The sequence below is a fragment of the Leptospira hartskeerlii genome (assembly GCF_002811475.1).
In the GTDB taxonomy this organism is placed as follows: domain Bacteria; phylum Spirochaetota; class Leptospiria; order Leptospirales; family Leptospiraceae; genus Leptospira_B; species Leptospira_B hartskeerlii.
Genome location: NZ_NPDL01000002.1, coordinates 372,239 through 398,643 on the forward strand (window position 1 = coordinate 372,239; position 26,405 = coordinate 398,643).

Sequence of the window (26,405 nt, forward strand, 5' to 3'; positions counted from 1 at the left end):
TTGCGTCGATAATTAAATCAGAGAAGAAGATTTTCTTTTTTACGTTTACTCGTACTTGCCGCGGGCGAATCTGTCTTCATAGAAACGATATGTTTTACTTTTTATACGAAAGATTTTTCCAAGATCTAGATTCTTTAAGACTTTTCAGTTACGTAACCGTTCGGGCCTTAATGGCCGGATTAACTTCCATGTTCCTGACTTTCTGGTTCGGGGGAAGAGTGATCGATTTCTTGCACGGATTAAAATTCAGAGAAAGTGTAAGAGACGACGGACCAAAATCTCATAGTGCCAAGTCAGGGACTCCAACCATGGGTGGTCTGATGATCGTATCGGCTTTGGTATTATCCGTTCTCCTTTGGGGGAATTTAAGAAATTCGAATATCATACTTCTACTTACGTGTGCTATTTCTTTTGCTACCTTGGGATTTATAGACGACTATATGAAATCTGTTAAAAAGATCAAAGGTGGGATGAGGGCCCGTACAAAGTTTGCAGTTTCCGTAGTTTTAGCTGCAATCTTCTGTGGAGTTTTCTTATATTCTACTGGAGAAGCCCCTAAGGGTACTACCGGTAAAATTCTATTTCATTTGACGGATCTGTTTTTGCCTTTCGTAAAAGGACCTATTATATCCTGGGGATATTTTGCGATTCCATTTTCAATTTTAGTAATATTAGGATCTTCTCATGGAGTCAATCTGACCGACGGTTTGGACGGTCTTGCAGGTGGAACTGCCGGGATCGTAGTCGGAACTCTTGGGTTGATTGCATATGTTTCCGGAACACCTGTTGCCGCAAATTATCTGAATATTCCTTATCTTCCTCATGCTCATGAGTATAGTGTGTTCCTGGCAGCATTAACTGGAGCATTGATCGGTTTTCTTTGGTTCAATAGCCATCCTGCCCAAGTATTCATGGGAGATACTGGATCTTTATTTCTGGGTGCCACCATCGGGCTTACCTGCGTAATGTTGAAGAAGGAGATCCTGCTTATCATCTTAGGCGGGATCTTTGTTGCGGAATCTTTATCCGTAATCCTTCAAGTGGGTTCATTCAAGCTGAGACAAAAGAGAATTTTCAGAATGGCTCCTTTGCACCACCATTTCGAATTGGGAGGAGTTCCTGAAACTAAGGTGGTCATCCGGTTCTGGATCGCAGCAATCATTCTTGCGATCATCTCATTATCTAGTTTAAAAATACAATGAAGACTATCGGGAGAAAGTTCAATGATTTTTGGGAATCTCCCGGTTCCCCTTTCGATCTGGTCCTAGTAGGATCAGTATTTTTTCTTCTACTCTTTGGAATATGTGTGATGTATTCCAGTTCCTCCGTGACTGCATGGAGAGAATTTCAAGACTCCGAATATTTTCTGAAAAAACAATTGGTCTGGGCGGTCATAGGCCTTGTAGTGTTCTTCTTCTTTGCAAATTTCCCCTATAAACGTTTGGAAAAATTTGCGTTAGGCGGAATCATAATCAGCGTTCTTCTTTTGGTTTTGGTATTTATTCCGGGAATTGGGAAATCCGTAGGGACTTATTACGGAAGAAACTTCCACAGATGGATCGGGATTGGGCCATATCAGCTGCAACCTTCAGAGATTGCAAAGTTGGCGGTCGTAGTTTATCTATCTTCTCTCATCGTAAAGCTGAAACTAAAAGGGAACCGAGATCCTAAAAAATTCATTCTTCCTGCAATCTTATTGCTTGCTGTTTTGATATTGATACTAGCGGAGCCCGCTTTCGGAACCACCATGGAAATTTTATTCGTGGTGATTGCATTTGTATTTTTATTCGGGTTTCCGATACGCAACCTTCTTCTTGTTGGACTAGTATCTCTTCCTTTAGCTTATCTTCTCATCAGCCAAGTGGGTTACAGAAGAAAAAGAATGGAAGTCTGGTTAGATCCGTATCGCTTTCGTTATGATGAAGGCCATCAATTGGTGACTTCTTTTAGGGCGTTTTTAGATGGAGGCTGGTTCGGTAATAAATTAGCCAGCGGATACGCGCATAGGTATCTAACGTATAGCCACACCGACTTCGTTCTTGCCACTTATGTGGAAGATTTTGGTTTTATAGGTTTCCTATTCTTCTTCGCTTTGGTGATGATACTTCTTTCCAGAGTGTATGTTCTTCTTAAAAGAGTGGAGGACCCTTTCGGTTTTTATCTGGGAGCAGGTTTACTTTTTATTTTGGGGACCCAATTCGTTATAAATAGTTATGTGGTCACTGGTCTTTTTCCGATCACAGGGATCAGCTTGCCGTTTATGAGCTATGGAGGATCCTCACTTCTCGTGGTTTTGGCGGCCTTCGGAATTCTTGTCAATATAACCAGAAAAGAAAACATAGGCGTATGAGATCGGTTTTAATCGCAGCAGGTGGGACAGGGGGCCATATTTCCCCAGGGGTCGCACTTGCAGAAAGTCTTGTGAGTCGAAAAGATTCCTTAGGTGTCTCTAACGTTTTCCTACATTCTCTTATTCGAAATAAGGATAATCCGGATCTAAAACAAGCTCCTTGCGAAGTGGTTTGGCATAATACTCCTTCTCTTTCAGGAAATATTCTTTTATTACCTTTTCGATATGTATTTCAGCTTATGAAATCTTGGATTAAGTTTAGACAACTTGGTGTGGACGCAGTCGTAGGAATGGGTGGATACTCTAGCGTTCCAGCTCTTCTATACGCGGTGATATTCGGCAAAAAATTGTATCTATGCGAACAGAACTGTATTCCTGGAAAAGTAAATCGTATCTTCTTTAGATTTGCGGACAAAGTTGCATTCAGTTTTCCTCCTAAAGATACAAAAGTTTCCTGTAGTTGGGAAATATTAGGAAATCCTTTAAGATCCAAAACTATCCCAAAGCTCGCTTTAAAGTTCAGCGAAAAATGGGATCCTAAAAAGAAAAAACAATTTAACGTTTTAGTAATGGGTGGTTCTCAGGGAGCAAGACAGATCAATAATATGGTAGTCAACCTGATGAAACATGAAGTGATCCAAGAAAGATTCCGTTTTAGGATGCTTACCGGAACTGCATTATACGACGAGGTTTCCAAAAAAACAAAGGATGCGGATCTGATCTCTTATTCGGATAATATGGCGGAACATTATGAGTGGGCCAATATGGTGATCGCTCGTTCCGGTTCTGGGGTCCTTTCCGAATGCGCTGCTTATGCACTTCCCATGATCTTGATCCCATATCCGTTCGCAAAAGACGATCACCAAACTGCGAACGCAAAGTATATGGAAGCAAATGGTGCCGCCGCACTGTTGGAACAGAGAGATGAGGATGAGAGTAAATTGTTCCGTATTTTGGACGAGTTTGCGGAGAAGCCTGAGCTCTTAAATCAAATGTCTATTAGATCATTAGAATGTTCTCATGTAGAAGCTTCGACTGAAACGGTCGGCTTCTTTTTCGAAAATACGAAATAATGGAAAGCGGGTCTCTTAAACAAAGACTGGGCTTTTCCAAACCTTTTTTCCTTGGGATCGGCGGCTCCGGTATGTCCAGCCTGGCTCATATATTGGCGGATGCCGGTTTCGAAGTTTCAGGCTATGATGGAAAAAAAAGCCAGGTCACTGAAAACTTAGAGAAGAAGGGAGTAAAAATATTCTCCAAACTTGATGATCTAGGGGAGAATATCGACTACGACTCTGCGATCTATTCTTCTGCCATTCGTTTGGATTCTCATCCGATTGCTATATTCTTTAAACAGAAAGGAATTAGATTCTTTCATAGATCGGAAGTATTGCATAGTTGTTTTGAACATCTTACCTGCATCGCAGTAGGCGGCTCTCATGGAAAAACCACGACCACTGCGATGACAGCTCATATACTTAACGATCTGGGATATTCTCCTTCTGTAATGGTGGGAGGAGATGTTTCCTTTTTAAACGGAGTAGGTGGAAGGTTTTCTTCCGGTAAGATAGGAGTTTTTGAATCGGACGAATCCGACGGAACATTCTTAAATCATAAAGCCCAGGTGCGTATTCTTACGAATATTGATGAAGACCATTTGGACTTCTATCATACTAGGGAGAAGTTGTTAGAGGCCTTCTCTAAATTTATTTCTTCCGGAACCGAGACTGTGGTTTTAGATCTGGATGATCCAGGGATATCTGACTGCCTTGAGCTAATACAAGATAAGTCTAAAATTTTCGGATTTACTTCCTCTTCGAACGCGAATGCTAAAACGATCGGCTTTAGAAATTTAGTACATTATAAAATAGAAGATAAGAAGCTGGTATTCTTCCTGGATGGAAAAGAGTTCGAAATTACTTCCAGATTTCCGGGAAAGCATTATCTCACTAATTCGCTTGCAGGAGTTCTTGCTGCTTATTCTTTAGGAGCAGATCCCAAAGAGGCAGCAAAGTCTGTCTCTGGATATGCAGGAGTCAAACGTAGATTAGAATATATTGGGAATAAGAATGGTGTGGATATTTATGATGACTATGGGCATCATCCCACTGAAGTCCAAGCAGTTCTTTCTTCGATCCGAGAGTTATCCGGAGGAAGAGGAAAGCCTGTTATCTTATTCCAGCCTCATAGATATACTCGTACTAAAAACTTATACCAAGACTTTGCTAAAAGTTTGGACCAAGTGGAGACAGTTCTACTTCTTCCTATCTATTCCGCAGGAGAAGATCCGATCCCTGGAGTTTCTTCCGAACTCATCGCCGATAAAATGAGGATTAGGCCTAAAATCCTTTCGGGGGATCTTGATGCAGATCTCTTAACTTTAAAAGAACTACTTAGGCCTGGAGATGTATTTGTAAGTTTAGGGGCGGGGAATGTTCGGGACTGGGGACTTGAACTCTTAAAGTCTTAAATTCTATTTTAGAATTTCTAATACGTTTATATCGACGCAAAGAGCATCTCTAGGTTCTTTTTCTAAATCGGATCATCTTAAAAAGTATTGGACGAATCGCGAAAATCCCTCATTTTGACAAGCAGTAGAATGAAGTTAGTAATCAATATCCCTTGCTATAACGAGGAAAAAACTCTTTCTACGGTGCTTGCAGAGATCCCTAAAAAGATCCCCGGTATCAAAACGATAGAAGTTCAGATTGTGGATGACGGTTCCACGGATCGTACCTCGGAGATTGCGGCTGCATACGGCTGTAAAATTATTTCTCACAAAAAAAATCTAGGACTTGGCAGAGCATTCAAGTCCGGAGTAGAAGCTGCTTTGGAAAGTGGTGCGGATATTTTCGTAAACACTGACGCCGATAACCAGTATCCTTCTTCTTATATTTCCGATCTGATCACTCCGGTTATGAATGGTTCTGCGGACATCGCCATCGGGAACAGAGTCCCATGGAAAGTGGAACATTTTTCTCCGTTAAAGAAAACTCTTCAATGGTTCGGAAATCTAATCGTCCGAAATCTGATCGGCACCAATATCCCCGATACTGTTTCCGGATTTAGGGCCTACTCAAGAGAAAGTCTTTTAAGGCTGAATGTTACTACTAAGTTTTCTTATGTTTTAGATACGATCGTACAAGCAGTCAAAATGGATCTGACTGTTTCTTCCATTCCGATCCCGACCAACCCGCCTACTAGAAAGTCTAGGCTGTTTAAGAATATTTTCCAACATATGTGGAAGTCAGGGACCTCCTTGGTAAGGTTACTCATCATTTACAGGCCTTTTCAATTTTTTGGGGTTTTGGCAGTTACTACTTTTGTTCCCGCATTAGCGATTGCGATCCGGTTTTTGATCTTTTTCTATTTAGGGATCGGAAAAGGGCATGTGCAGTCTTTACTGTTTGCTGTCGTATTGGTGATTATATCCGGTTTATTTTTGGTTTCTGCGATCCTTGCGTTTTTGATCGGGATGAATCGGAAATTGAACGAAGAGATTTTATATTACGAGAAGAAGAGGACTTTTTCAAAATAAGTAATCTCTACAAAATCTATTCTCTCGGCAATAATATATCATTAATTCTTGATATTGAACTTCCTAATAGTATTGCATATTTAAGCTTACTTTACGCGAGAAGATTTTTTTCGACAATAAGAAGCTACTAAAAAGACAGCTCCGTCCCCGATTGTCGTTATAAATCGCAAGATAACGCTAAGGCCGATGGCGATTCCTGGCTCGAATCGCGAGGCAAGACTTGCCACTATGATTGCTTCCCGGACTCCAAGCCCTGCAGGAGCTCCAGGAGTCAAATATCCGAGTATCCAAGACCAGGCAAAGGCGGTTGTTAAGAGGAATACATTACTGTCGGAATATTCGAATACTACCTTTGCAACAAGATCTAAAACAATCCCGATATTAAAGAATGTGACAATATATAGAATACTGACGATTACTAAAGTGAAGAATTTAGGAATTCGTAATTGAACTCCTCCCATAAATTTCAGCAATCTTCCTTTTGCGAATCGATTGACTAGAAAAAAGAAAAGTTTCGGAAGAAACAATGCGGCCAACGCCAATAAAGTTAACTGGACGATTATGATTCGGGAATCGTAAAAACTTTGAAAACTGTAGGAAAAAAAACCGAGAATGCTGATGGAAATACCAGCTATTGCTAAAATAGCTGATTCTATAAAGAGAGTTTGCAGTGTCGTTATAATTGGAACCTCTTTTTCATTTGCCAAAACCACTCTTCCAACATGTTGCCCGACATTGCCAGGAAGATATTTTCCAAATTGCGAAACGGATATTATCCCTAAAGCCTCTTTCCATTCCATTTTTGCGCCGTAATCTTTTAGAAGGACGAACCATATGATCCCTCCAATTAAAATATTCGCTGTATAGATGCATAAAGAGAGGGCACTAACTAAAAAGGTTCGGACATTCCAATGTATATTTGGTAAATTTTGGTAGTTTCGGAACAAATAAAAGGTAAAAAACCCTAAAGAGATGCAAACGAAAAGAAGAGTTAATATAAACTTTATCTTTTTTTTGTTCATTTATCAAAACCTAAGAAACCTTTTTTTTTACAAACGAATATTAAAGTCGACATCCATGGCATTAAAGGAATATAAACCCAAGATGGTAGCTGCGAAATGAAGAATTTAATAATGGGACTAGGGGATTCTATTTCCGCGTATATCCGAATTGCCTCCATTGTTGCTTCTTTTACTTCGAAGCCGGTCTTTTTTAAGATCAAAAATGCAGCCGATCTTGAGAGTGGAAAACAATCATAAAAATCTCCTTTCCGGGTCAGCCTTACGTATAAATTAGATAAAAAATGTGGGAGCCAACTCAGTAGTGGCAATTTATAATGAGGTTCGATTAGTCGCCAACGATTTGGGACAGCTAAATATAACATCCCATCTTTTTTTAACACTCTTGAAATTTCTTTCAAATGATCGATTTGATTTTCATAATTACCGACGTGCTCTATTACGTGATTTGTAATTACTAAATCAAAGTATTCATTTTTAAACGGGAGTTTTGTACCTTCTATTTTTTTGAAACGTATATTTTCGACTGTTTGCCTTTGATCGTTCACATCTACGGAATTTACTTCCGAGAATATTTTCGTAAAATAAGCAGCGATAAAACCGGATCCGGTTCCTACTTCGAGTAAGGTTCCTTTTCTATGTAATCCGAATTTTTCCGTTAGAAGATGGATTTTCTTCGCCTTTTTATATCTTGAGCTTTCATCTAAAATCGCATGCGGTTTTAAATCCCTATTTTCTAATGTTGCCATTGTTATTTCTGATTCGATTTGAATTCTAGCAAATCTGAAAATTTACGTACTAGTAGGGATTGTGAATAGATTTCCCTGGTGGCGGTCGAGGATGAGCGAATCCATTCTTCTTTTTCTTTTTGGGATTGAGAAAGCAATTCTCTGATTTTATCGATCCATTTTTCCGGATCATTAGGAGTAACTTGAAAACCGGTAACGCCTTCTTTCACGGCATCTGACAGGCCTTCTAGATCGCTCGCGATCAACCTACATCCGACTGACGAGGCTTCAACTGCTACTAATCCAAATCCCTCCCTGTCGGTGCTACCGGGAATTTTTATGTTAGGCATAACTACCAGAGAGCTATAACGAATATAATTTACAATTTCGTTTCCTGGTATTGTGCCTAAATATATTACCTTAGGGCAGGAAAATAATTCTTCAGCGTAAGCAGGATCATTTATCGTACCAGAAACAAAAAAGGAGACTTCGTCCGGTAAGTTGGGTAAGACCTCTTTAGCAAACCAAAGGGAGCCTTTTCGAGGGATTAATCTTCCAAAATAGAAAATTGGTTGTTCACTGACTGAATATTTATCCGGCTTTGTAAAAACATTCGGTAGGTTAGAAGTGAACCCTTGATTTGGTAACGCGGGTACAATAATTAAAGTATTATCAAATCCTTTCGAAATTGCAATTGATTGCGTTGATCGCGAAATTGTAACAATTTTAAAGAAAATCTTTCGAATACTTGCGATAAATTTCAGAATGAATCCATATACAAATGGAGCAAACCCTTTCCGATTCGAATACACTAAATCTAGTCCATACAGAACTGAGATACGTTTTGCCTTTCTATTTACTAAAGAATGAGTAAGAGCGGCTGGAAACAAAAGAGTATCTGTAAATATGACCCGATCGAATTTTCGTCCGTACAATAGGCAATACAAGGTTACTCTTGCAATAAAAAGGCCTAATGATAACAAGCTAGGGGGTTTGCCATTGCTTTTTCCGGGAAGAGCTAAAAGTTTTATATTATACTCAGTCAATAAGCCTGAATAAAGTTCAAAGGAATATGTTTCCATTCCCCCGATAGCGGGTGGCCACTTTCTTGAGATAAATAGTAATTTTGGTTTAGATAAATTTTTATTGCTCAATAACGATTAGAAAAGTTTACTTTTTGAAAACGTCAATATCTTTCTTGGTTAACATTTCGTGGCTCCGGAAGCTCGTCTTTTTCTTTTCAAGTAAAGAGTGTAAGTGATTAGGTAAATATTCGCCGCAGGGTAGTTTCTTTTTTTAAATATTCAATTCGGATTAAAAGACGGTCCGATCTATAAGTTTTGTCTGATTTATTACTGAGGAAACGCCCTCTCCGCTCCATCTCCCACGTAATTCCAATGTCCCATCTTACGGTCCTGCCTTGGGTCGGACTTACCGTAAAGATGCAAAGCGTATCTCTCATCCGCAAGATACTTTGCCCAAAGTGCGGAGTCGGGAAGGTAATCTTGCCCTAAAATATTTTTCATGGAAGATGTTAGAGAAGAAAGTTTCGAAGGAAATGGAAGTCCGGTAAGACATCTTAATTGAAGCTGAAACTGAGAAATATTTGCTCCATTTTGAGAGAAGTGACCTGAGTTATGAGGTCTTGGAGCAAATTCATTCAGAACGATCTTATCACCTTTGATAAAAAATTCCAATCCGAATACTCCTACATAATCGATTCCTTCTGCTAGGGTTTTTGCGGATTCTATCATTTGTTTTTTGAGAGAGTCTGAAAAATTTCCAGGATGGATGGTAGTATCTAAGATATGATTTTTATGAATATTTTCGGAAGGCGAAAAACAAAGTGTATTTCCTTTCTGGTCTCTTGCTAAGATCACAGAACCTTCTTTATCGAACTCGTACCATTCTTCTAAGATCAGATCCAACGGTTCTTGTCCGAGCGAACCGACCCATGCTCTGAATTCTTCTTTGGTCTTGAATTTAGTTTGTCCCTTTCCGTCGTAACCGAAGGAAGAAGTTTTTAATACCGCAGGGAATTTGGATGTCTCTGCTGCCTTGGTTGCTTCTGCCTTATTTGTGATCGGATAAAAAGGTACAGTAGGAAGTCCTAATTTAGTAAATAATGTTTTTTCTCTGATCCTATGTTGTGCGATCCGGATATTTTCCGGACTCGGGAAAACCGGAAGAGAATATTTCTCAGAATATTCCGAGATAAAGTTCAACTCGGCTCCTGGTATATTCTCAAATTCGAATGTAAGTGCGTCTATGGACTTTAAAAATATTTGAAGTGAACTCTCATCTTCGTAAGGCGCAACGATTTCGGAGGCTCCTGCCAGAGAAGCCGGACTATTTCTTTCCGGAGAATAAACGGACACCTGATAGCCCATTCGGATCGCTTCCTGCGCGAACATTCTTCCGAGCTGTCCCGATCCCATCACTCCAAGCCTTGCGGGAGGATATAGAATTTTTGTCATATTAGATCTTTGTTTTTGGACAATGCTTCTTCTCTAATATCGTTTCTGTATTGTTCCAATTTTTTAGATAATGTTTCATCTTGTAGGGACAATATTCTTGCGGCGAGTAGCCCAGCATTCTTTGCTCCTGCAGTACCGATTGCAAGTGTTCCGACAGGAACTCCTCCAGGCATCTGTACTATGGATAACAAGCTATCCATTCCGGATAGCGCCTTACTTTGTACGGGCACTCCAAGAACAGGTAGAGTAGTGAGAGAAGCTACCATACCAGGAAGATGAGCCGCTCCACCTGCGCCTGCGATGATGATCTCAAAACCATTAGATCTCGCGGATTTAGAAAATTCGAATAATAACTCTGGAGAACGATGAGCAGATACGATTTCGGTATGGCATTCTATCCCGAACTGTTTCAAGATTGATACCGCTTCTTTCATGGTTTCCCAATCGGAACTGCTTCCCATTATAACCGCAACTTTCGTTTTCACACTTGCAAATTCCTTTAAGATCGATCCACCGGCAAGCCCGAAAACATGGACGAATCCTTTGTTCCTGAATTTAATTCTTCTACGGCTCTTTCTAATCTCATTCCTCTGGAGGCCTTTGCTAATAGATAAGAACCCTTAGGCACTTCTTTGCGGATTGTATCCACTAAGTTTTTAAGTCCTTCTTCGTCTCCTGGGAAGGAGAAGGATAGAAGGTCCGAACTCGCTTTTTTTCGGAAACTCTTTAGAGCGTGAGAAGATTCAGTGCCGAATAAGAAGATACCTTTGCAGTTCTTTAAACTCGCTGCAAAACTTCCTATCTCAGTATGGAACTTTCGGGAATAATTTCCGACTTCTTTCATGTCTCCTAGTACTGCGTAAAATCCTTCTTCCCCGGCGATCTGAGAACATGCCTCGAGAGAAGATAACATGGATTCTCTATTTGCATTGTATGTATCGTTCAGAATTTTATAATTTCCTGCTTGGAAATCCAATCGTTTGTCGCCGGATCTGAAATTTTGGATCCCATTTTGAATCCAATCGGTAGGAGTTCCTAACTCTTCTAACATAGATACGCACAATGCTAGATTTTCCAAAAGTTTGATCCCGGGAAGGCTCCAATTCAGAGAATAGTTCAGGAAGGAGATCTTAAAACCATCCCGATTGGTTTCTATAATTTCTATCCTCCTTTTTAGAGGAACCGATTTGAACTTAATCCCGTAACGCAGGCATCTTCGCTTTAGGAAATTCTTATATTCTCCTGTCTCCGGATAGAATAGCACTCCACCTTTGTGCATTCCCTCTAAAACTTCTGCCTTTGCTTTTGCGATCCCTTTTCTGGAACCTAGTAATTCTATATGAGCCGTTCCAATTGTAGTGATGAGAGAATAATTAGGACTCGCCATCTTAGTCAGCCTGGAAATTTCTCCAGCATGGTTCATTCCCATCTCGCATACAACATATCTAGTTTTGGAGTTGATCTTGAATAATGTGAATGGAACTCCTATCTCGTTATTATAGTTTTTTTCCGTGACCAGTAACCCTTCTTCCAAGGGTGAAAGACAAGAGGACAAGATCTCTTTTGTGGTGGTCTTTCCGCTGGAGCCGGTGACTGCGATTAAGATGGGATTGAATCTAGATCTATGAAATGTTGCAAGTTTTCCTAATGCGAGCAATGTGTCCTTGACTTGGATCGCTTTTGATCTTTGTTCCGAATTGAGACTTTCTAAAATCGGATGACCCTTCTCGCATAAAAAATAAGAAGCACCTTTTTCCAAGGCGTCCGAGATAAATTCATGTCCATCCCTGTTTCCTCTTAAGGGAATGAATAAGGTTCCAGGTTCCACCATTCCGGATGCCGTGCTGATACTTTTTATCTCCGATTCTTTTTGAAAGGAGAAGTCGGATGGACTTTGTAATACCCTTCTTACTGTTTCAGGATCGTACTGGAATGGGGCTTTCATCAGACCCAATATCTTCCTACCTAAAATACTCGCAGTCTATTTTTAAAAATTCCTCTTGCAAGCTCTCGGTTCCGGTTTTCAAGTATGCGGGATGCGAAAGACCAAGGTAGTTTTAATCGGTTTGGGAAGGATCGCTTCCTCCTTGGAAAAAGATCCCTATCGGTCCAAACCTTGCACTCATTCCGGGGTCCTGTTCTCTTCTTGGGGTAAAAAGAATTTTGAGTTTGTGGGAGGCTTCGATCCTAATCCGGATAAAAGGGAGAAGTTTTGCAAGCAGTGGAAATTACCCGAGGAGTTTACATTCGCAGGTCCAGATCGTTTTTCTTCTAAAAGTAAACCGGACCTTGCAATCATCTCAAGTCCTTCTGAAAATCATTATAAGAGTGCGTTAGAATGGATAGACAAAGGTGTTAAAAATTTTCTGATCGAAAAACCGGTTTGCGAAACTTTCTTACAAGCCAAGGACTTGGAAAAAATTTCCCGTAAGAAAGGGATCCGAATTTGGATCAATCATGAGAGAAGATACCATCCTAAATATGCATGGGCAAAGCAGGTTCTGGATTCCCAAAAATACGGACAGATCCGTACTATCCGAGCCTCTGTTTTGACTTCTGCCTTGGCTCCGGGTAGAGCATTCCAAGGAAGGACCGGGCCATTATTCCATGATGGGACTCATGCAGTGGATTTAATCTATTGGTTTTTGGGCAAACCGGATCGAATTCGATCTTCTTTGACTCGAAGAAAAGGGATCCCAATTGAGGATCGAGCGTTGGCGTTCTTGGAATATAAGTCTGGGCCGGTGGTGTTTCTGGAAGCAGGAGGGATGAGGAAGTATTTTCAATTCGAGATGGATATCATGACCGAAGAGGCCCGTATTCTTCTCTCCAATGATGGTATGAGGCTTTTCGTTTCCAAACCTTCTAAGAAATACAAAGGATTTAATAGTTTGACGGAAGTCACATTTCCGGAAAAATCATTCCTCGGATCAAACCCGTTTATGAACCTTTATACGGAGATACGCAATGTTCTTACGGGAAAATCAGCAAGAATGACCGGTGACATTGGAGAAAATCTAGGAATCATGGAACTTTTACATAAGATCAAAACCGGCGCCGAGATCAGAACGGTTTCGGAAATCTAAACGTATGCCTTCAAGTTCCCAATCCACAAATTCAAATCAATTGCCTTCCTATTCCGCGAGAGGAAGATACTATAGAGGTAGCTTCTTTCTTTGGAAAAAAATTATCAGTCTATTTTGGTATTATAAATTTGTAAGATTATTCCTTTCTTCCAAATCAAGAGAGGAAAGAGAATTAGAATTTTATAAATCGTTGGGCTTGGAATGTAGAGACTTCTTCCTGAAAATGGGAGGAGTGTATGTAAAACTAGGCCAGTATTTCGCATCACTTTCTCATTTATTCCCTGAAAGTTTTACTGAACCATTACAGGACTTACAAGATAGAGTTCCTCCTCATCCTTTTCTGGAAATTAAAGAAAGATTTAAAAAAGAATTCGGGAAAGAAATTGCAGAAGTATTCCCGGATATTTCAGAAGCGCCTCTTGCTTCTGCATCCATCGCTCAGGTGCATTCTGCCACTTTTAAGGGAGAAAAAGTGGCGGTTAAAATTTTATATCCAGGCATTGAAGATATTATCGAAAAAGATCTGAAGGCGGTCCGTACGTTCCTGAAAAGGATCAATCGATTCTTAGTCACATTCGATTTCAAAATAGTCCATAAAGAAATTGCGAAGTTAGTGGGAAGAGAAACGGATCTTCGTTTAGAAGCTGAGTCTATGGATCGTATGGCCAGATACTTTGCAGAAGAGCCGGATTACGTTTTTCCTAAACTGATCCCTGAGTGGAGCGGTAAGAGTGTTTTGACCGCTCAGTTTATAGAAGGGAAGCGAATCACCCAAGCTGGCACTTTAAAAAAAGGGCAGGCAAAGTCTCGGCCTGTGGATCTTCTAATTAGAGCTTATATTCTTATGATATTTGAATATAGGTTTTATCATGCAGACCCTCATCCAGGAAATATGATCTACACTCCGGATGAAAAACTTTGTTTTATAGATTTCGGAGCGGTAGGGGAGATCCCTCCTAGCCAAGCTATCGCACTTAGGAAAATAATTCTGTGTGCTATGACGAAGGACTATCCCGCTCTTGTAGAGGCCCTCGACGAGCTCGGGCTTGTTTCTAAGAAGGCTGATAGGGAGAAGTTGGAAGAAGTGGTCCGTTATTCTATGGAAAAACTTTCTAAGTTTCTTTCCGATACGGATTCATTTAAGAATATTAAATTCGAACAGATCCATACTCCTGAAGATCTGAAATTTCTAAAAGAGATCAATTCAAGTCTTAGAGGACTTCTTAGAATGATCCAATTACCGACCGCTCTTGTTCCATTGGAAAGAGTTCTTGGTCTTCTTGTCGGAATTACCGCAAACTTAGATCCGTATCGTACCGTTTTGGATTATGGCGAAAAACCTTTCAAAGGTCTGGTCTTCCAAGGAGAGAACCAATGGCAGAAGGTCCTGGTCCAGGAAGGTGGTATCTGGGGTCAGGCAGTTTCTCTTCCGGGAGAATTATTACAGGCGGTTAAAAATTTAAACCGAGGAAAGCAGGCATATAAACTTCCGGATCTGGAACAACATACCAAGAAGATGTATTCTTTAGGTCATCAGATTATCAGCACTGCATTTATACTTTTTGGTATCCATTATGGAACCGATAGATTGGATAGAGGGATCGAAACTCAAGCAATGGCAGCTTACGGGGTATCCGTTTTCTTCGGAATCCTCCTTGCTCTATCCGTTATCAAAAATAAATTCAGCTCTAAAAGGAATCGTCAGTGAAATATTTCGAAAAGAAGTTCTTAGAAGTATACCCGCCTATCTTCATTATCAGTGTTATTGTTGGAACAGTTATAGATCTGGTAACCAAATACATCGCGATACTATACCTAAGACCTCATAATCCGATCGAATTGCTTGGGGATTTTTTCCGTTTAACCCTTACTTTCAATACAGGTTTTGTGATGGGTCTCTTTCAGGGATTTCCAAGAACCTCTTTGGCTCTGACTGCAGTTGCGATCTTAGTTCTAATCGCATATCGTTGGAAAAATTCGGATCTAGGACATCCTGCCGGTTGGGCCTTGGTAATGTCCGGAGCATTCGGAAATTTTATAGATAAGTTTTTCGTAAAAATTATCGGGATCGGAGCTGAGTTCGGATTCGTTGAAAATCGTTATGAAGGAAGATTTATCGGAGTCGTGGACTTCTTAGACTTCGATTGGCCGAACTGGCTTTTAATCGACAGATGGCCTGCATTCAATTTTGCAGATTCCTGCGTGAGTGTGGGACTGGTGATCCTGATCCTGACCATGAAAATCGAAGAGGATAAGAAGTAATTTTGAATTTCCTGCAACTCCCTATCTGGAAAAAGATAATTAAGAAAAAAGGGACCTCTAACCCGGAGATTATGCGTTTCCTTCGAGAAACTTCCGTATTTGGAAAGTTAAAAAGAAGGACCTTGCATGAGATCGCAAGACTAGTCCACGTTAGACAATATTCAGAGGGAGAGGAAATTTTTAGACAGGGAGAAGCCGGAGCAGGATTTTATATGATCTTCGACGGCAAGGTTACGATTCGTTCCGTAAGAGACGGGGTAGAATTAGACCTAGCCCATTTGGACCAACATTCTTTTTTCGGAGAACTTTCTTTATTCTCCGAAGAGAGAAGGACCGCAACTGCGATTGCGCAAGAGCCCTCTACTTTGCTCGGCTTTTTTCAGCCTGATTTAAAAGAAATTATCGAGACCAAACCTAAGATAGGAATTGAGATCCTCTTAAGTCTTACTGGGGTTGTTGTGGAAAGACTCCAAAAAACGAACCAGTTATTGGAAAAAGCTTATTATAAGGGCAAACAGAAAAATGCCTGATACGAAACCGCTTTCTACATACGTAATCCGATTTATATTTTTCTTTTTGGTCGGAGCGGCCATCGTATTTTTTTCAATCGGTCTGCAACTTCTTGTAGTACCGATCGCTTTATCATTAATTCTATTCTATATATTTAATGGAACTATTAACTATTTTGAAACTCTGGGAATACCCAGGATAGTTTCAGTTGCGATCCTTATCTTTTTTCTTTGTCTTCCAATTTATCTGGTCGCAACAGAAGTTGCCCCTCCTATCGTTTCCACTTTGCAGCCAATCATTAAGAATTGGAAACAGGATATAGACGATGCAAAGTTTAAGTATTTGGTAGTTGGTTTTCAACTCAGATTTAACGATTATCCTGCAAGTTGGGAGGACACGATCCGTCCTGACGAGTTGGTTAAACAAGCGGCTGAACTGATCCATGCTCAAGTTAGTGCACTTGTTTCCGTAATTCCCACATTGATTGGATATCTGGTGGTCACACCATTGTTTGCATTTTTGTTTCTCTTAAACGGGAACGGAGTGTATAAGAATATCATAAGTCTTGTTCCGAATCGATACTTCGAAATGACCTTAATGGTGACGGCTAAGATCAACGAACAGATTACCAATTATTTGAGAAGTTTGGTAATCCAAAGTGCAATCATAACAGCGATATCTATGATCGGATTCTACGCGATCGGCTTGAAGTTCTTTTATATCTTTGCTCTATTCGCAGGGATTGCAAATTCCATTCCATATTTAGGGCCTATTATCGGAATGGTTCCTCCATTGTTCATGACCTTAACGCAAGGTGCGGGAATATTCAATCCGAATAGTATTAATGATGGAATGGGCATGTATGAACTGATGGTCGCGATCTTTGTTGTGGTACTGATTGCGCAAGCAGTGGATAATTTCTTTGTTCAACCCGTCATTATCTCGGATGCGGTTTCTTTGCATCCGGTTATCGTAGTGGGTGCAGTTACCGTTGGAGGAAGTTTACTTGGGATTGCTGGAATGCTTGTTGCAGTTCCGCTTGCTGCGATCTTAAAGGTAACTATTGCTTCTCTCTATAGATCTATGAAAGACCATAAGCTGCTTTAAGCAAAGCAGCTTTTTACTTCTCCTTTTTTATTCCGCCCCGATCCCCAAGTAAACCCTGACTTTCTCTGACTCGTATTTTGCGGTGGCGTTCTCGTCAGGAAACAGTTTAGAAAAAATGAATGCGGAAATAAATGCCAAAGACATTGAGACGATCGCAGGATTTTTTAAAGGGAAAATTGCCTGATCGAATTTAAAAACATCCACCCAAACAGTAGGACTGAATATGATGAACAGAGTCGCCGACACTGAACCGATCAGAATGGAGAATACTCCGCCCACTGTGCTAAAATTCCTCCAAAGAATGGATAAGAATAATGCAGGGAAATTTCCGCTGGCTGCGATTGCGAAGGCCAATCCTACCATGAAAGCTACGTTCTGATCCTTGAACAATATCCCGAGAAGAATACTTACTATACTGAATATCACAGTTGCTTTTTTAGCGACGGAGATTTGCTCACTTTCGGTTGCCTTACCTTCTGTGAATACGTTAAAATAAAGATCGTGAGAGATGGTGGAAGCTGCAGCCAATGTTAAACCTGCAACTACTGCAAGGATGGTGGCGAATGCAACTGCGGCGATAAATCCTAAAAAGGGTGTGCCTCCGAGCAACTCTGCTAAAAGTGCTGCCGCCATATTTCCGCCTTTGTCTATTCCGGCTATTTGCTCTCTTCCGATCAGAACCGCAGCCGCAAAACCAACGATCGGAATGATGATATAAAAATATCCAATGAATGTAGTCGCGTAAGCCACCGATTTTCTGGCTTCTTTCGCATCAGGCACAGTATAAAATCTCATTAGAATATGAGGTAAACCTAATAGACCAAACATTAAAGCAAGTCCTAATGAAATGGAATCGATCGGACTGGAAGCAAATCCCCCAGGCTCTAAAGCTGTCCTTCCGAATTTAGTTTCTACTGCGGAGAATAAATTCTCTAAGCTGAAGCCGAATTGTGCTAGAGATAAAATCACAAGTAAGGTAACACCGAAAAGAAGAAGGCAGGCTTTGATGATCTGCACCCAAGTAGTCGCGATCATTCCCCCGAATAAAACGTAAAGTAGCATTACTCCGCCCACTATCAAAACCGCCAATTCATAAGGAAGACCGAACATTAGATTGATCAGTTTTCCGGAACCGACAATTTGAGCAATCGAGTAGGTCAGTGTTACTAAAATTCCTCCTATAGAGGCAACGATCCTGATCGGTTTTTGTTTTAAGCGAACCGCTAGTACGTCTGCGAAGGTATATTTTCCTAAATTGCGTAAAGGTTCTGCAAGAAGGAACATGAGGGCAGGCCAGCCTACAAGCCATCCAACTGCGTAAATGATGCCGTCGTAACCTTTTAAAGCCACCATACCCGAAATTCCCAGAAAGGAAGCTGCGGACATGAAATCTCCGGAAAGAGCTAAGCCGTTTTGGAAACCCGTAATGGATCTGCCCGCCGCATAAAACTCACTGGAAGTTTTAGTCTTTTTGGCAGCCCAATAAGTAATTCCTAATGTAAGAATAACGAATAGAACAAAAAATAGAACCGAGATAAAATTCGGTTGGCCTAAAGAGGATTCCATTATCTATTCTCCGATTCTAATTTAGATTTTAATACTTTGACTTCTTGGTCATAATATCTGTTGGCCCAGAGAACATAAAAGAAGGTGAGTAACCAGGAGAATAAGATCACAGATGCGCCGGCGTACAATCCATAGTTGCCGAAGATACCTATTCTTTGCGTAAGCCATTCCTTTTTTAGGGCAATGATGAGTATGAATCCGTAATAGTTCAGGAATAGAAAAAATAATAAAACGAAACTAACTGTCCATCTAGTTCGTACTAATTTTTTAAACTCGATGGATTCGATCAATTGGTGAGCTTTTATCTTCATGTTGAAGTCCTTGGACCGGCCGAGAGAATAGTATTATACCTCCGGATGGCAAGGATAAAAAGAATTTTAGAAATAAATCTAATTCGACTCTTTGTCACAAAGTCGACTATTGAAAGATCCGATTAAAATAGACCGTTGATCCCGTTTATGTTAACTGTTTTGATGATCTCTTTCTCCTGTTCGGTTTCCGCCACTTTCCAAGTGACACCTGTCGGAGTAGAGAGTAGACTTCTTCCTATCCTTCTTTTACCGAAGGGGATACCGTAACCGGAACTACGCACCAAGAACATTCCGTATTGGGAGGAAAGATCCGCATAATTTTTCAGATCCTGGGAATAATCAGTACCGTTATCCGAAACTGAATCTAAATGGAACGCCAAATTGATCCTATCGGATTTTAATTTTTCCAGTTTAGACTTATCTTGGATCTCTTTGCCTGCGAAGATCCCAAAACGAAATCCTCCCAAGATCAGGGAATCTTCTCCCGAGCCTGGAATTGCCGGAGCATCTTCGGAAGATAATCCTTTTACATCGTACCAATCTATTAGTACTATATTTTGCACGATCGGAATGGAGAATCTTAATTTACCCTCGTCGTCTCTACGAAACATTCCTCCGCCGAAGATCGCACCTTTATAAACTTCCGAGATAGCGTAGATCTCATCTAGAAAAGGTTTAGCGCGAGAAGCTAACGATTCAGGAGAACCATTTCCCCCTCCCGGGAAATATAATGGCAGAATGAGGAAATCCGATTTTTCCTTAGAAAGTTTGGTTCTTTGTTCAGGAGAAACCGGCTGGGATAGATCCTTTTGGAAAAGGGTAATTTTTACTGAGGTCACTCTTTACCTGCGACTTTGAATTTAATCGGAAAGTATGGAAGGGTCCACACCGAAACTATCGTCTTCTCCGTCGCCGGACTCACCACCAGGACTTAAAATTTCCGCTTCCGGAGCGGTGCTTGCAGTCTTGATACCGAATTCTTTTTCCATCTCTTCTGCAGAAAGTTCAGGGACTCCGCCGAAAAGATCTCCGTTTTCCAAACGTTCGGAAAACGCCAGAGCATAACAATAAGATTCCATAATACACTGTTTTATAGGTTTCTTATTCAATCTCTTTTTGGATTCCATCAGATCGAAAGTCATTAAAGTTTCCATATTGGTCACGATCTCTTTTTTGCCTTTCATATCCGCGATCAATTTGGAAAGAAGCTCCGCTCCCTTCTGAAAAAAGTCCTTAGCAGTAACTCTCACGTTGCGTGATTGTTGACTTCTTTTTGTTTCCAGGGCGGAAGTTTTTTTGGAAGCTTCAATATAATTTGCACCAGGGTTTTTGAGATGGTTTTCCAGCTCTCTGTAATACTGGTCGTAGATCCTGAATTGTTCGTGGATCCCTCTGGTTGTCTCATAAAGATCGATCAGTTTTTCGCGGTAATCCATTTTGGATCCGCCAACGATCGTGGGTTTCAGATCTATTTTCTTGGTAGTCATTACGAAGGAATATTCCTCGTCGAACTCTTTGAAAAACAACCAGGTCAAGAATGCCTTGTCTCCGGCAGGGATAATATCGTGCTCTCCTTTGGCATCCTGGCGTTTTCTTAATTGATCTAACGATAAAGATCTCATGAGTTTTAGGCCGTATTTTAGCTCTTTGCTAAGGCCTTCTTCCGGATCTACAGGTTTTTCTTCCTGAGGTTCTTCCGTATCTTCCTCTTCCGGATGTACTCCGCCGGAGATTTCGTCTAACTCTTCTCCCTGTTTCCTTTGGCCGAGTTTTTCTTCCGGAAGAATTCCCAGGACATTCTCCATATATGTGCTCAAAAGAGGGATATTTTTGTCCTCACTTCTGAGAATTGCAAGATAGAGCTTATCAAAAATTGTTCCGTATAGAACGTCGAATTCCTGGAGGGCTCTTTTTCTCTTTGTGTTGTAAACCGTAGCAGGTTTACCTTCCAGTTTTTCCAAAGCCTGGTAACCCAAGGTCACGGCTTTCACGTAAGAACCTTGGAATGGATACATATAATACAGTTTTTTGAATATAGAATAGAGAGGTTGTCTAACTCTAGTGACTGATACAGGAAGATCAGGAGCAGCGTTATGCCCATCTAGGAGCTGATTCAGCTCCGTGCTATCGTAGGCTTTGTGCATTCTGCCCAAGAGCTCTATATAAAGAGGATTTTGTCCGTCCAGTTCCTTTGCGATCTTAGAAGCATAAGCGGGGTTTCCTAGAAGGTCGTTCCCTACAAAGTTCATTTCCAGAAGAGCTTTTTTTCCGGCGATATTCAGCTCGGACATAAAAGCGGGGAGAAGGTCGCTAGAAGAAAAAGACGTTACGCGGGAGATCCAACATTTGAATCGGACCGCCATACGATTGAAAAAATTTCCCATTTCATCTTCTAGAGCCTTACGATCCATGATCGGGTTCGGCTTAGAAGTTACTTGTTTTGCGGACGATCTTCCTGACTGAGAAGATTGGTTCTGTCTTGGGTCTCTTCCCCCGGCCTGGCTCCTTGCACCTTGGCGGACTTGGGGTTGCTCTTTTTGTTTGCGAAGAGCTTCTTCCCTTTTTTTATCCTTATCGGAGACAACTTTTCCGCCGGCAGACTGGAACTTGTCGAACATTTCCCGCCTGGCTTTATCGTCTAGATTATTAGCACCGATACTTTTTCTGGTTTTATCGAATTCGGACATGGACAAAGATCCCTTGGAAACGGCTCTGATTGTATCTTGGCTTTCTGGCGAAATAAATCAACAAAGATACTTATTTCTTGACATACTCTGAATTCCTGGGCCTGTTATTTTCCCATGATTCTTAAAAGTCTCACCCGAGAAAATCACCTGGTACTTTCGGTCCAGGAGGATATCTTGATGGATAATTCCCGGGACTTTTACCTGGAGTTCGAGGAGAGCGTTCAGGAGGGATATCCCCCTGTAGTCAGCTTTCATTTGGGTCTCGTAAAGTTTATCGACTCTTCCGGTATAGGCATTATCATCAAAGTCAGAAATCAGATCCGGGACCATCAAGGAACGGTGAATATATTCGGGCTAAATAAGTCCTTACATTCCGTTTTTAGGCTTTCCGGTCTAGACAGAATTGTAAATCTGTACACCATTGAAGAATTTCTGGAGAAATACCCCGACTTTAGGGAATTTCTGACAACAGAATGAACCGGAAACTCTTCTAAAAAGTTCCAACAAATAGATGAATCAATTCGGCAAGAGTCCTGTAATGAATTTTTCACTTTTAGATTTTATGAAGGGAAAAGCTCTCCGTACTTCCCTAATCTTTTTTTTAGCATTTAGTTTCTCCGGATGTTATCCTTATTTTTTCAAGGACCGGATGTTCCGTTCGGAAGGGATGGGATTTTTCACGATTAGCATTTCGGATCTACCTGATTTTGATAAAACTTCCAAAAACGAAGATATTAAATTGGAACATCCCATCCAATTGGATCAGGCTAAAATTAAGGACTATTTCGGAAATTTAAGATATTCTAAACGTTCTTCCGTAGGCTATTTTTCGGACTTCGTTTTCTCAGATCACGAATTGGACCTACTCGCACGGGACCTTCCTTATACTCTAAAAAATCTTCCGGAAGACAAACTTCTTCTCATCATTTCCAAATATGATGATACACAATCAGTGATCTCTTTCGACGAGGTAACCAGTTGTGTTCTTTGGGCGGCAGAAGGTAAGATCAATCTTCTATTCGGGCGAGTCAAACGTGAGCTTGTGGATAGGGACGCTGCCCTGGATTTTAGCCGTTGGACCAGGATCGAAAAGATCAGGCTGGCTCACGGCTTTGACGGAACTGAGATCTCGGAAGGGGAGAATGTGGACTTCGGGCAAATCGACGGTCTTCCGTTGCGTAAATGGGTCGTGTTCGATATGAAAAATCCGAGCAAATACAAGTTCACCCCTAGAAAGCAATACCAACCTGTTAAACTCACCGACGAAAACGATAGACCTTGAATCCGGATAGGAAGATGGATCTGGAATATTGCTGTTTAAATCCATCCATAACGGACCCTAAAGACTTAATCTCTTTCGAATATATCAATCCCGAGATCTTGGATCTTATCAAAAAAGATCCAAGATTTAGAGAAGGAAGCGGGATGATCTCCTTAGGAGAATTGAATCTGGCTACCATGAAGTATATCCAGGGTATGATCCAGAAGGAAACTTCCGAACTAAGTTCCTTGGAAGAAGAAGTAAGAAATAGCCTAGAAAATCAGGAACTGATCTCTGAGGATCTCAACCAAACTTTCCAGTCCACGTTGACTTTCGGACAAAGAGTTGCGGATAAAGTAGCGGACTTCGGAGGAAGTTGGACATTTATACTTATGTTCGGATTATCCATGGCAGTTTGGATTGCGATCAATGCTTTCTTCTCTCTTTGGAAATTCGATCCTTATCCATTCATTTTGCTTAATTTAATATTATCTACTTTAGCTGCCATCCAAGCTCCGATCATCATGATGAGTCAGAATAGGCAAGAAGCAAAGGACCGCGCCAGATCCGAGATGGATTATAAGATCAATCTAAAGGCCGAGTTAGAGATCCGACATCTTCACGAAAAGATAGATCATATTCTCAAAAACCAATGGAGTAGGTTGACTGAGATCCAACAAATCCAGATGCAGATGATGCAAATATTAGGAAATCGTAAATAAGATCTTCAGCCGCCGGATTTTGTGTTGTTTCCGCGGCCTTTAGATGGCCGCAGCGCAACGTTTGCAAAGACCGTTATGTCTTTCTTCCGCAGGATGTCTCCAACAACGAGGGCATTCTTCTTCTTTCGGTTTTACAACTCGAACTGAAAAATGTTCGTCCGAATATTCAGATAATTGTTCTCTATCCGATTTATCAAAGCCGACCTGAGAAACAGTAAAGATCAATTCTAATGCCTCTATAGCAAAATCCTTTTGCAATTTGTTTTCCGCTTTGGAAGAGATCTCCACCGCGGCTTCCAAAGATTTTCCCAATTTGCCGGCTTGTCTTGCTAACTCCAAAGATTTGTGAACTGTTTCTCTTGCAGCCAGCGCTTCTTCAAACTTAGTTTCTAGATCTTTGTTTCTCAAAGAAGAAAGATCCGGGAATTCTTCCGTAAATACCGATTCCTTCTTACCATTCTCTTTCCATACTTCTTCCGTTGTGAAACTTAAGATTGGAGCGGAGTATATACAAAGAGTTTCTAATACGATTTGGAGTGCAGTGCAGGAAGATCTTCTGGTTTTGGAATCTCTTCGGTCGCAGTACATTCTGTCCCGTATCATCTCGAAATAATCTTGGGAAAGTGTTACAGTGCAGAATAACAGAAGTTTCTGATATACTTGGTGAAATTGGTAATTCTCGTAATGGTTTTTTAATTCTTCCGAGAGTAGTGCCAGTTTGGAAAGATAGTATTTGTCTACTTCTTCCAAATCGGAAGCGCTAAGATTTTGGTCGGAAGTATGTCCCGCCAGATTCCCTAAAAGATATCTGAATGTGTTACGGATCTTTCTGTAGTTGTCTGCAATAATCTTGAGTCCTTCTTTTCCGACTCTCACATCGTCTCTGAAATCCTGAGAGCTTACCCAAAGCCTGAGTATATCAGCTCCATATACATTGATGATATCTGTGGTCGGATCTATTCCGTTGCCCAAAGACTTGGACATGGCTCTTCCTTGTTCGTCCAAAACATATCCATGGGTAAGGACAGACTTATAAGGAGGAATTCCGCGTAACGCCATAGAAGGCCAGAGACTGGATTGGAACCAACCTCTATGTTGATCCGAACCTTCCAAATATAGATCGGCAGGGGGTTCACCATCCCTTTCTTTCAATACCGCAAAGTTTGAAACTCCGGAATCAAACCAAACATCCAAAATATCTTTTCCTTTTCTGAAAGAAGAAGATCCACATTTGGAACATTTTGTATCGGGAGGAAGAAGTGAATCCGCAGGCTCGCTATACCAGATCTCTATTCCTTTGGTTCTCACTAGATCGGTGAAGAATTTTACTGATTTTGCATCTAGATGAGTTTCATTACAATTCTCGCATGTAAATGCAGGGATGGGAACTCCCCAGTTTCTTTGTCTAGAAAGACACCAGTCAGGTCTTGTCTCCACCATGGAACGGATCCTGGTGATTCCCCAGTTAGGGATCCAGCTCACTTTGTCGATCGCCTTTAGGGATTTTTCCCTGAGTTCTTGGTAATCTATTTTAAAAAACCATTGTGGAGTCGCACGGAAGATCAATGGCTTCTTGCTTCTCCAACTATGAGGATAGCTATGTTCGAATTCGGAATAATGAAGTAGTAGATTTTTTTCCCTGAGTAACTCTACGATCTTAGGATTTGCATCCCATACTTTGATCCCTTTCATCATCGGGAATTCGTCAGTATATCTACCGTAATCGTCTACAGGAGAATAAGGTTCCAAACCTGCAGCTAAACCGATCTTATAGTCGTCCTGTCCATGGCCGGGTGCTGTGTGAACGGCTCCAGTTCCAGCATCCAGGGTCACATGTTCCCCAAAAAGAGGGATAGAGTCCTGATCCAAGAATGGGTGACGGAAGATCATTTTAGAGAGTTCTTCCTTGGAAACCGATCCTTTTTTAGTGAGTTGTACTTCTGCGGCTTTTTCTACAGCCTCTTTTAGGCCATCTGCGAGCAGTAATTCTTCTCCGTTAGGCGTCGCGTAAAAAGAATATGCGAATTTGGGATTAAAACTAATCGCTAAGTTTGCTGGAAGAGTCCATGGGGTAGTTGTCCAGATCAGGCAGAATTTTCCGGCTTGTCCCTTGATCGGAAATTTTACATAGATGGAAGGAGATTTATGAGGATAGTATTCGATCTCCGCTTCTGCGTGAGCAGTCGCAAGTTCTATACACCAGTAAACAGGTTTTTTGCCTCGGTATACATAACCTTTTTCGAATAGATCTCCGAAAACTTCTACGATCTTTGCTTCGAAATCGGGGCTCATCGTTTTGTAGATCTTGCCTTCTTCCCAAAAACATAAGAAGCGAGAGAGGTCTTGTCCTTGTTTTTGAACGAATTGTTCTGCGTATTCTCTACAAAGTTTTCTTAATTCTTCCGGTCCGATCTCTTTCGCTTTTTTGCCTAAGTTCTTGAGAACTTGAACTTCGATAGGAAGACCATGACAATCCCAACCGGGGATCATATCCGTTTGGTATCCTGCGAAAAATTTGGACTTAACGATCATGTCCTTTAGGATCTTATTAAGTGCATGTCCTGTATGAAAGTTACCATTTGCATACGGAGGTCCGTCATGAAGAATAAACTGAGGACGATCCTTTCTTTTTTCCTGCATTTTACGAAGGATCTTTTCGGATTGCCAGGTTTTGATCTGGTCCGGCTCTCTTGTGGAGAGCCCGGCTTTCATTGGAAAATCCGTTTGAGGGAGTATTACGGTATTTGAATATGGATTCTTCTTATCTTCTTCTTTCATAGA

Annotated in this window: 24 protein-coding genes; 13 read left to right on the forward strand and 11 right to left on the reverse strand. The window is 41.0% G+C overall.

Annotation, left to right across the window (positions count from 1 at the left end; translation table 11 throughout):
- The first annotated feature begins 89 nt into the window (after positions 1–89).
- From mraY to CH352_RS04730, 5 genes are all read left to right on the forward strand, one after another.
- Complete coding sequence (mraY, locus tag CH352_RS04710; protein WP_100705436.1) at positions 90–1,202, forward strand: phospho-N-acetylmuramoyl-pentapeptide-transferase; 1,113 nt, start codon at positions 90–92, stop codon at positions 1,200–1,202.
- Positions 1,199–2,350, forward strand: coding sequence for a peptidoglycan glycosyltransferase FtsW (locus tag CH352_RS04715; protein ID WP_100705435.1), 1,152 nt, complete (start codon positions 1,199–1,201; stop codon positions 2,348–2,350). Before mraY ends, CH352_RS04715 begins: the two co-directional genes overlap by 4 nt.
- Positions 2,347–3,423, forward strand: a complete 1,077-nt coding sequence (locus tag CH352_RS04720) for a UDP-N-acetylglucosamine--N-acetylmuramyl-(pentapeptide) pyrophosphoryl-undecaprenol N-acetylglucosamine transferase (protein ID WP_100705434.1) — start codon at positions 2,347–2,349, stop codon at positions 3,421–3,423. The genes CH352_RS04715 and CH352_RS04720 overlap by 4 nt, the downstream gene beginning before the upstream one ends.
- Positions 3,423–4,820, forward strand: coding sequence for a UDP-N-acetylmuramate--L-alanine ligase (gene murC, locus CH352_RS04725; RefSeq protein WP_100705433.1), 1,398 nt, complete (start codon positions 3,423–3,425; stop codon positions 4,818–4,820). Before CH352_RS04720 ends, murC begins: the two co-directional genes overlap by 1 nt.
- 129 nt (positions 4,821–4,949) lie before the next feature.
- Positions 4,950–5,888 carry a glycosyltransferase family 2 protein gene (locus CH352_RS04730; protein ID WP_100705432.1) on the forward strand — a complete coding sequence of 313 codons (939 nt, stop codon included), beginning with the start codon at positions 4,950–4,952 and terminating at the stop codon, positions 5,886–5,888.
- Between the two features lie 86 nt (positions 5,889–5,974).
- Here the strand turns inward: CH352_RS04730 and CH352_RS04735 are convergent, their stop codons facing one another.
- The 6 genes from CH352_RS04735 to CH352_RS04760 form a co-directional block, all read right to left on the reverse strand.
- Positions 5,975–6,688 (reverse strand): hypothetical protein, encoded by a 714-nt coding sequence (locus CH352_RS04735; protein WP_243396220.1) that lies wholly within the window; start codon positions 6,686–6,688, stop codon positions 5,975–5,977.
- A 218-nt stretch (positions 6,689–6,906) separates the two neighbouring features.
- The gene (locus CH352_RS04740; RefSeq protein ID WP_100705430.1) at positions 6,907–7,656 is read right to left on the reverse strand and encodes a class I SAM-dependent methyltransferase; all 750 of its coding nucleotides are present in this window, start codon (positions 7,654–7,656) and stop codon (positions 6,907–6,909) included.
- A 2-nt stretch (positions 7,657–7,658) separates the two neighbouring features.
- On the reverse strand, positions 7,659–8,717 hold the full coding sequence (locus tag CH352_RS04745) for a glycosyltransferase family 4 protein (protein WP_100705429.1): 1,059 nt from the start codon (positions 8,715–8,717) through the stop codon (positions 7,659–7,661).
- Between the two features lie 270 nt (positions 8,718–8,987).
- On the reverse strand, positions 8,988–10,112 hold the full coding sequence (locus CH352_RS04750; protein WP_100705428.1) for a 5-(carboxyamino)imidazole ribonucleotide synthase: 1,125 nt from the start codon (positions 10,110–10,112) through the stop codon (positions 8,988–8,990).
- Positions 10,109–10,597 (reverse strand): 5-(carboxyamino)imidazole ribonucleotide mutase, encoded by a 489-nt coding sequence (purE, locus tag CH352_RS04755; protein WP_100705427.1) that lies wholly within the window; start codon positions 10,595–10,597, stop codon positions 10,109–10,111. The genes CH352_RS04750 and purE overlap by 4 nt, the downstream gene beginning before the upstream one ends.
- Positions 10,598–10,611: 14 nt before the next feature.
- Entirely contained in the window at positions 10,612–12,057 is a 1,446-nt protein-coding gene (locus CH352_RS04760; protein WP_100705426.1) for a UDP-N-acetylmuramoyl-tripeptide--D-alanyl-D-alanine ligase, read from the reverse strand.
- Between the two features lie 91 nt (positions 12,058–12,148).
- Between CH352_RS04760 and CH352_RS04765 the strand changes: the two genes are divergently transcribed.
- From CH352_RS04765 to CH352_RS04785, 5 genes are read left to right on the forward strand one after another with little or no spacing between them, the layout of a single operon-like run.
- On the forward strand, positions 12,149–13,198 hold the full coding sequence (locus CH352_RS04765; protein WP_100705758.1) for a Gfo/Idh/MocA family protein: 1,050 nt from the start codon (positions 12,149–12,151) through the stop codon (positions 13,196–13,198).
- Between the two features lie 4 nt (positions 13,199–13,202).
- On the forward strand, positions 13,203–14,906 hold the full coding sequence (locus tag CH352_RS04770; protein ID WP_100705425.1) for an ABC1 kinase family protein: 1,704 nt from the start codon (positions 13,203–13,205) through the stop codon (positions 14,904–14,906).
- Entirely contained in the window at positions 14,903–15,460 is a 558-nt protein-coding gene (locus CH352_RS04775) for a lipoprotein signal peptidase (RefSeq protein ID WP_008594863.1), read from the forward strand. Before CH352_RS04770 ends, CH352_RS04775 begins: the two co-directional genes overlap by 4 nt.
- A gap of 2 nt (positions 15,461–15,462) precedes the next feature.
- A complete protein-coding gene (locus CH352_RS04780) occupies positions 15,463–15,990 on the forward strand; it encodes a cyclic nucleotide-binding domain-containing protein (RefSeq protein ID WP_100705424.1) in 528 nt (175 codons plus the stop codon).
- Positions 15,983–17,077, forward strand: a complete 1,095-nt coding sequence (locus tag CH352_RS04785) for an AI-2E family transporter (protein WP_100705423.1) — start codon at positions 15,983–15,985, stop codon at positions 17,075–17,077. The genes CH352_RS04780 and CH352_RS04785 overlap by 8 nt, the downstream gene beginning before the upstream one ends.
- Before the next feature lie 27 nt (positions 17,078–17,104).
- Here CH352_RS04785 and CH352_RS04790 read toward each other — a convergent pair whose 3' ends face one another.
- The 4 genes from CH352_RS04790 to CH352_RS04805 all read right to left on the reverse strand — a co-directional run bounded on the left by CH352_RS04790 (position 17,105) and on the right by CH352_RS04805 (position 21,641).
- Complete coding sequence (locus CH352_RS04790; protein ID WP_100705422.1) at positions 17,105–18,643, reverse strand: sodium:solute symporter family transporter; 1,539 nt, start codon at positions 18,641–18,643, stop codon at positions 17,105–17,107.
- Positions 18,643–18,954, reverse strand: coding sequence for a DUF485 domain-containing protein (locus CH352_RS04795; RefSeq protein ID WP_100705421.1), 312 nt, complete (start codon positions 18,952–18,954; stop codon positions 18,643–18,645). The genes CH352_RS04790 and CH352_RS04795 overlap by 1 nt, the downstream gene beginning before the upstream one ends.
- Before the next feature lie 122 nt (positions 18,955–19,076).
- On the reverse strand, positions 19,077–19,793 hold the full coding sequence (locus CH352_RS04800; RefSeq protein WP_100705420.1) for an amidohydrolase: 717 nt from the start codon (positions 19,791–19,793) through the stop codon (positions 19,077–19,079).
- A gap of 21 nt (positions 19,794–19,814) precedes the next feature.
- Complete coding sequence (locus CH352_RS04805; RefSeq protein WP_100705419.1) at positions 19,815–21,641, reverse strand: hypothetical protein; 1,827 nt, start codon at positions 21,639–21,641, stop codon at positions 19,815–19,817.
- Positions 21,642–21,755: 114 nt separating this feature from the next.
- Between CH352_RS04805 and CH352_RS04810 the strand changes: the two genes are divergently transcribed.
- The 3 genes from CH352_RS04810 (at position 21,756) to CH352_RS04820 (ending at position 23,624) form a co-directional block, all read left to right on the forward strand.
- Positions 21,756–22,118, forward strand: coding sequence for an STAS domain-containing protein (locus CH352_RS04810; RefSeq protein WP_100705418.1), 363 nt, complete (start codon positions 21,756–21,758; stop codon positions 22,116–22,118).
- Between the two features lie 85 nt (positions 22,119–22,203).
- A complete protein-coding gene (locus CH352_RS04815; RefSeq protein ID WP_425268938.1) occupies positions 22,204–22,923 on the forward strand; it encodes an LA_1326/LA_4305 family lipoprotein in 720 nt (239 codons plus the stop codon).
- A 14-nt stretch (positions 22,924–22,937) separates the two neighbouring features.
- Positions 22,938–23,624, forward strand: a complete 687-nt coding sequence (locus CH352_RS04820; RefSeq protein WP_100705756.1) for a DUF1003 domain-containing protein — start codon at positions 22,938–22,940, stop codon at positions 23,622–23,624.
- 39 nt (positions 23,625–23,663) lie between these two features.
- Here CH352_RS04820 and ileS read toward each other — a convergent pair whose 3' ends face one another.
- Positions 23,664–26,402 carry an isoleucine--tRNA ligase gene (ileS, locus tag CH352_RS04825; RefSeq protein WP_100705417.1) on the reverse strand — a complete coding sequence of 913 codons (2,739 nt, stop codon included), beginning with the start codon at positions 26,400–26,402 and terminating at the stop codon, positions 23,664–23,666.
- Between the last annotated feature and the right edge of the window lie 3 nt (positions 26,403–26,405).

What these genes read in the sequence shown, in the direction of transcription:
- CH352_RS04745 (WP_100705429.1), bottom strand. Translation starts at nt 8,717, where the DNA reads ATGGAAACATATTCCTTTGAACTTTATTCAGGCTTATTGACTGAGTAT.
- CH352_RS04750 (WP_100705428.1), bottom strand. Translation starts at nt 10,112, where the DNA reads ATGACAAAAATTCTATATCCTCCCGCAAGGCTTGGAGTGATGGGATCG.
- CH352_RS04735 (WP_243396220.1), bottom strand. Translation starts at nt 6,688, where the DNA reads ATGGAATGGAAAGAGGCTTTAGGGATAATATCCGTTTCGCAATTTGGA.
- CH352_RS04815 (WP_425268938.1), top strand. Translation starts at nt 22,204, where the DNA reads ATGAAGGGAAAAGCTCTCCGTACTTCCCTAATCTTTTTTTTAGCATTT.
- murC (WP_100705433.1), top strand. Translation starts at nt 3,423, where the DNA reads ATGGAAAGCGGGTCTCTTAAACAAAGACTGGGCTTTTCCAAACCTTTT.
- mraY (WP_100705436.1), top strand. Translation starts at nt 90, where the DNA reads ATGTTTTACTTTTTATACGAAAGATTTTTCCAAGATCTAGATTCTTTA.
- CH352_RS04715 (WP_100705435.1), top strand. Translation starts at nt 1,199, where the DNA reads ATGAAGACTATCGGGAGAAAGTTCAATGATTTTTGGGAATCTCCCGGT.
- CH352_RS04720 (WP_100705434.1), top strand. Translation starts at nt 2,347, where the DNA reads ATGAGATCGGTTTTAATCGCAGCAGGTGGGACAGGGGGCCATATTTCC.
- CH352_RS04805 (WP_100705419.1), bottom strand. Translation starts at nt 21,641, where the DNA reads ATGTCCGAATTCGATAAAACCAGAAAAAGTATCGGTGCTAATAATCTA.
- CH352_RS04770 (WP_100705425.1), top strand. Translation starts at nt 13,203, where the DNA reads ATGCCTTCAAGTTCCCAATCCACAAATTCAAATCAATTGCCTTCCTAT.
- ileS (WP_100705417.1), bottom strand. Translation starts at nt 26,402, where the DNA reads ATGAAAGAAGAAGATAAGAAGAATCCATATTCAAATACCGTAATACTC.
- CH352_RS04740 (WP_100705430.1), bottom strand. Translation starts at nt 7,656, where the DNA reads ATGGCAACATTAGAAAATAGGGATTTAAAACCGCATGCGATTTTAGAT.
- CH352_RS04730 (WP_100705432.1), top strand. Translation starts at nt 4,950, where the DNA reads ATGAAGTTAGTAATCAATATCCCTTGCTATAACGAGGAAAAAACTCTT.
- CH352_RS04795 (WP_100705421.1), bottom strand. Translation starts at nt 18,954, where the DNA reads ATGAAGATAAAAGCTCACCAATTGATCGAATCCATCGAGTTTAAAAAA.
- CH352_RS04820 (WP_100705756.1), top strand. Translation starts at nt 22,938, where the DNA reads ATGGATCTGGAATATTGCTGTTTAAATCCATCCATAACGGACCCTAAA.
- CH352_RS04760 (WP_100705426.1), bottom strand. Translation starts at nt 12,057, where the DNA reads ATGAAAGCCCCATTCCAGTACGATCCTGAAACAGTAAGAAGGGTATTA.
- CH352_RS04790 (WP_100705422.1), bottom strand. Translation starts at nt 18,643, where the DNA reads ATGGAATCCTCTTTAGGCCAACCGAATTTTATCTCGGTTCTATTTTTT.
- CH352_RS04765 (WP_100705758.1), top strand. Translation starts at nt 12,149, where the DNA reads ATGCGAAAGACCAAGGTAGTTTTAATCGGTTTGGGAAGGATCGCTTCC.
- CH352_RS04785 (WP_100705423.1), top strand. Translation starts at nt 15,983, where the DNA reads ATGCCTGATACGAAACCGCTTTCTACATACGTAATCCGATTTATATTT.
- CH352_RS04810 (WP_100705418.1), top strand. Translation starts at nt 21,756, where the DNA reads ATGATTCTTAAAAGTCTCACCCGAGAAAATCACCTGGTACTTTCGGTC.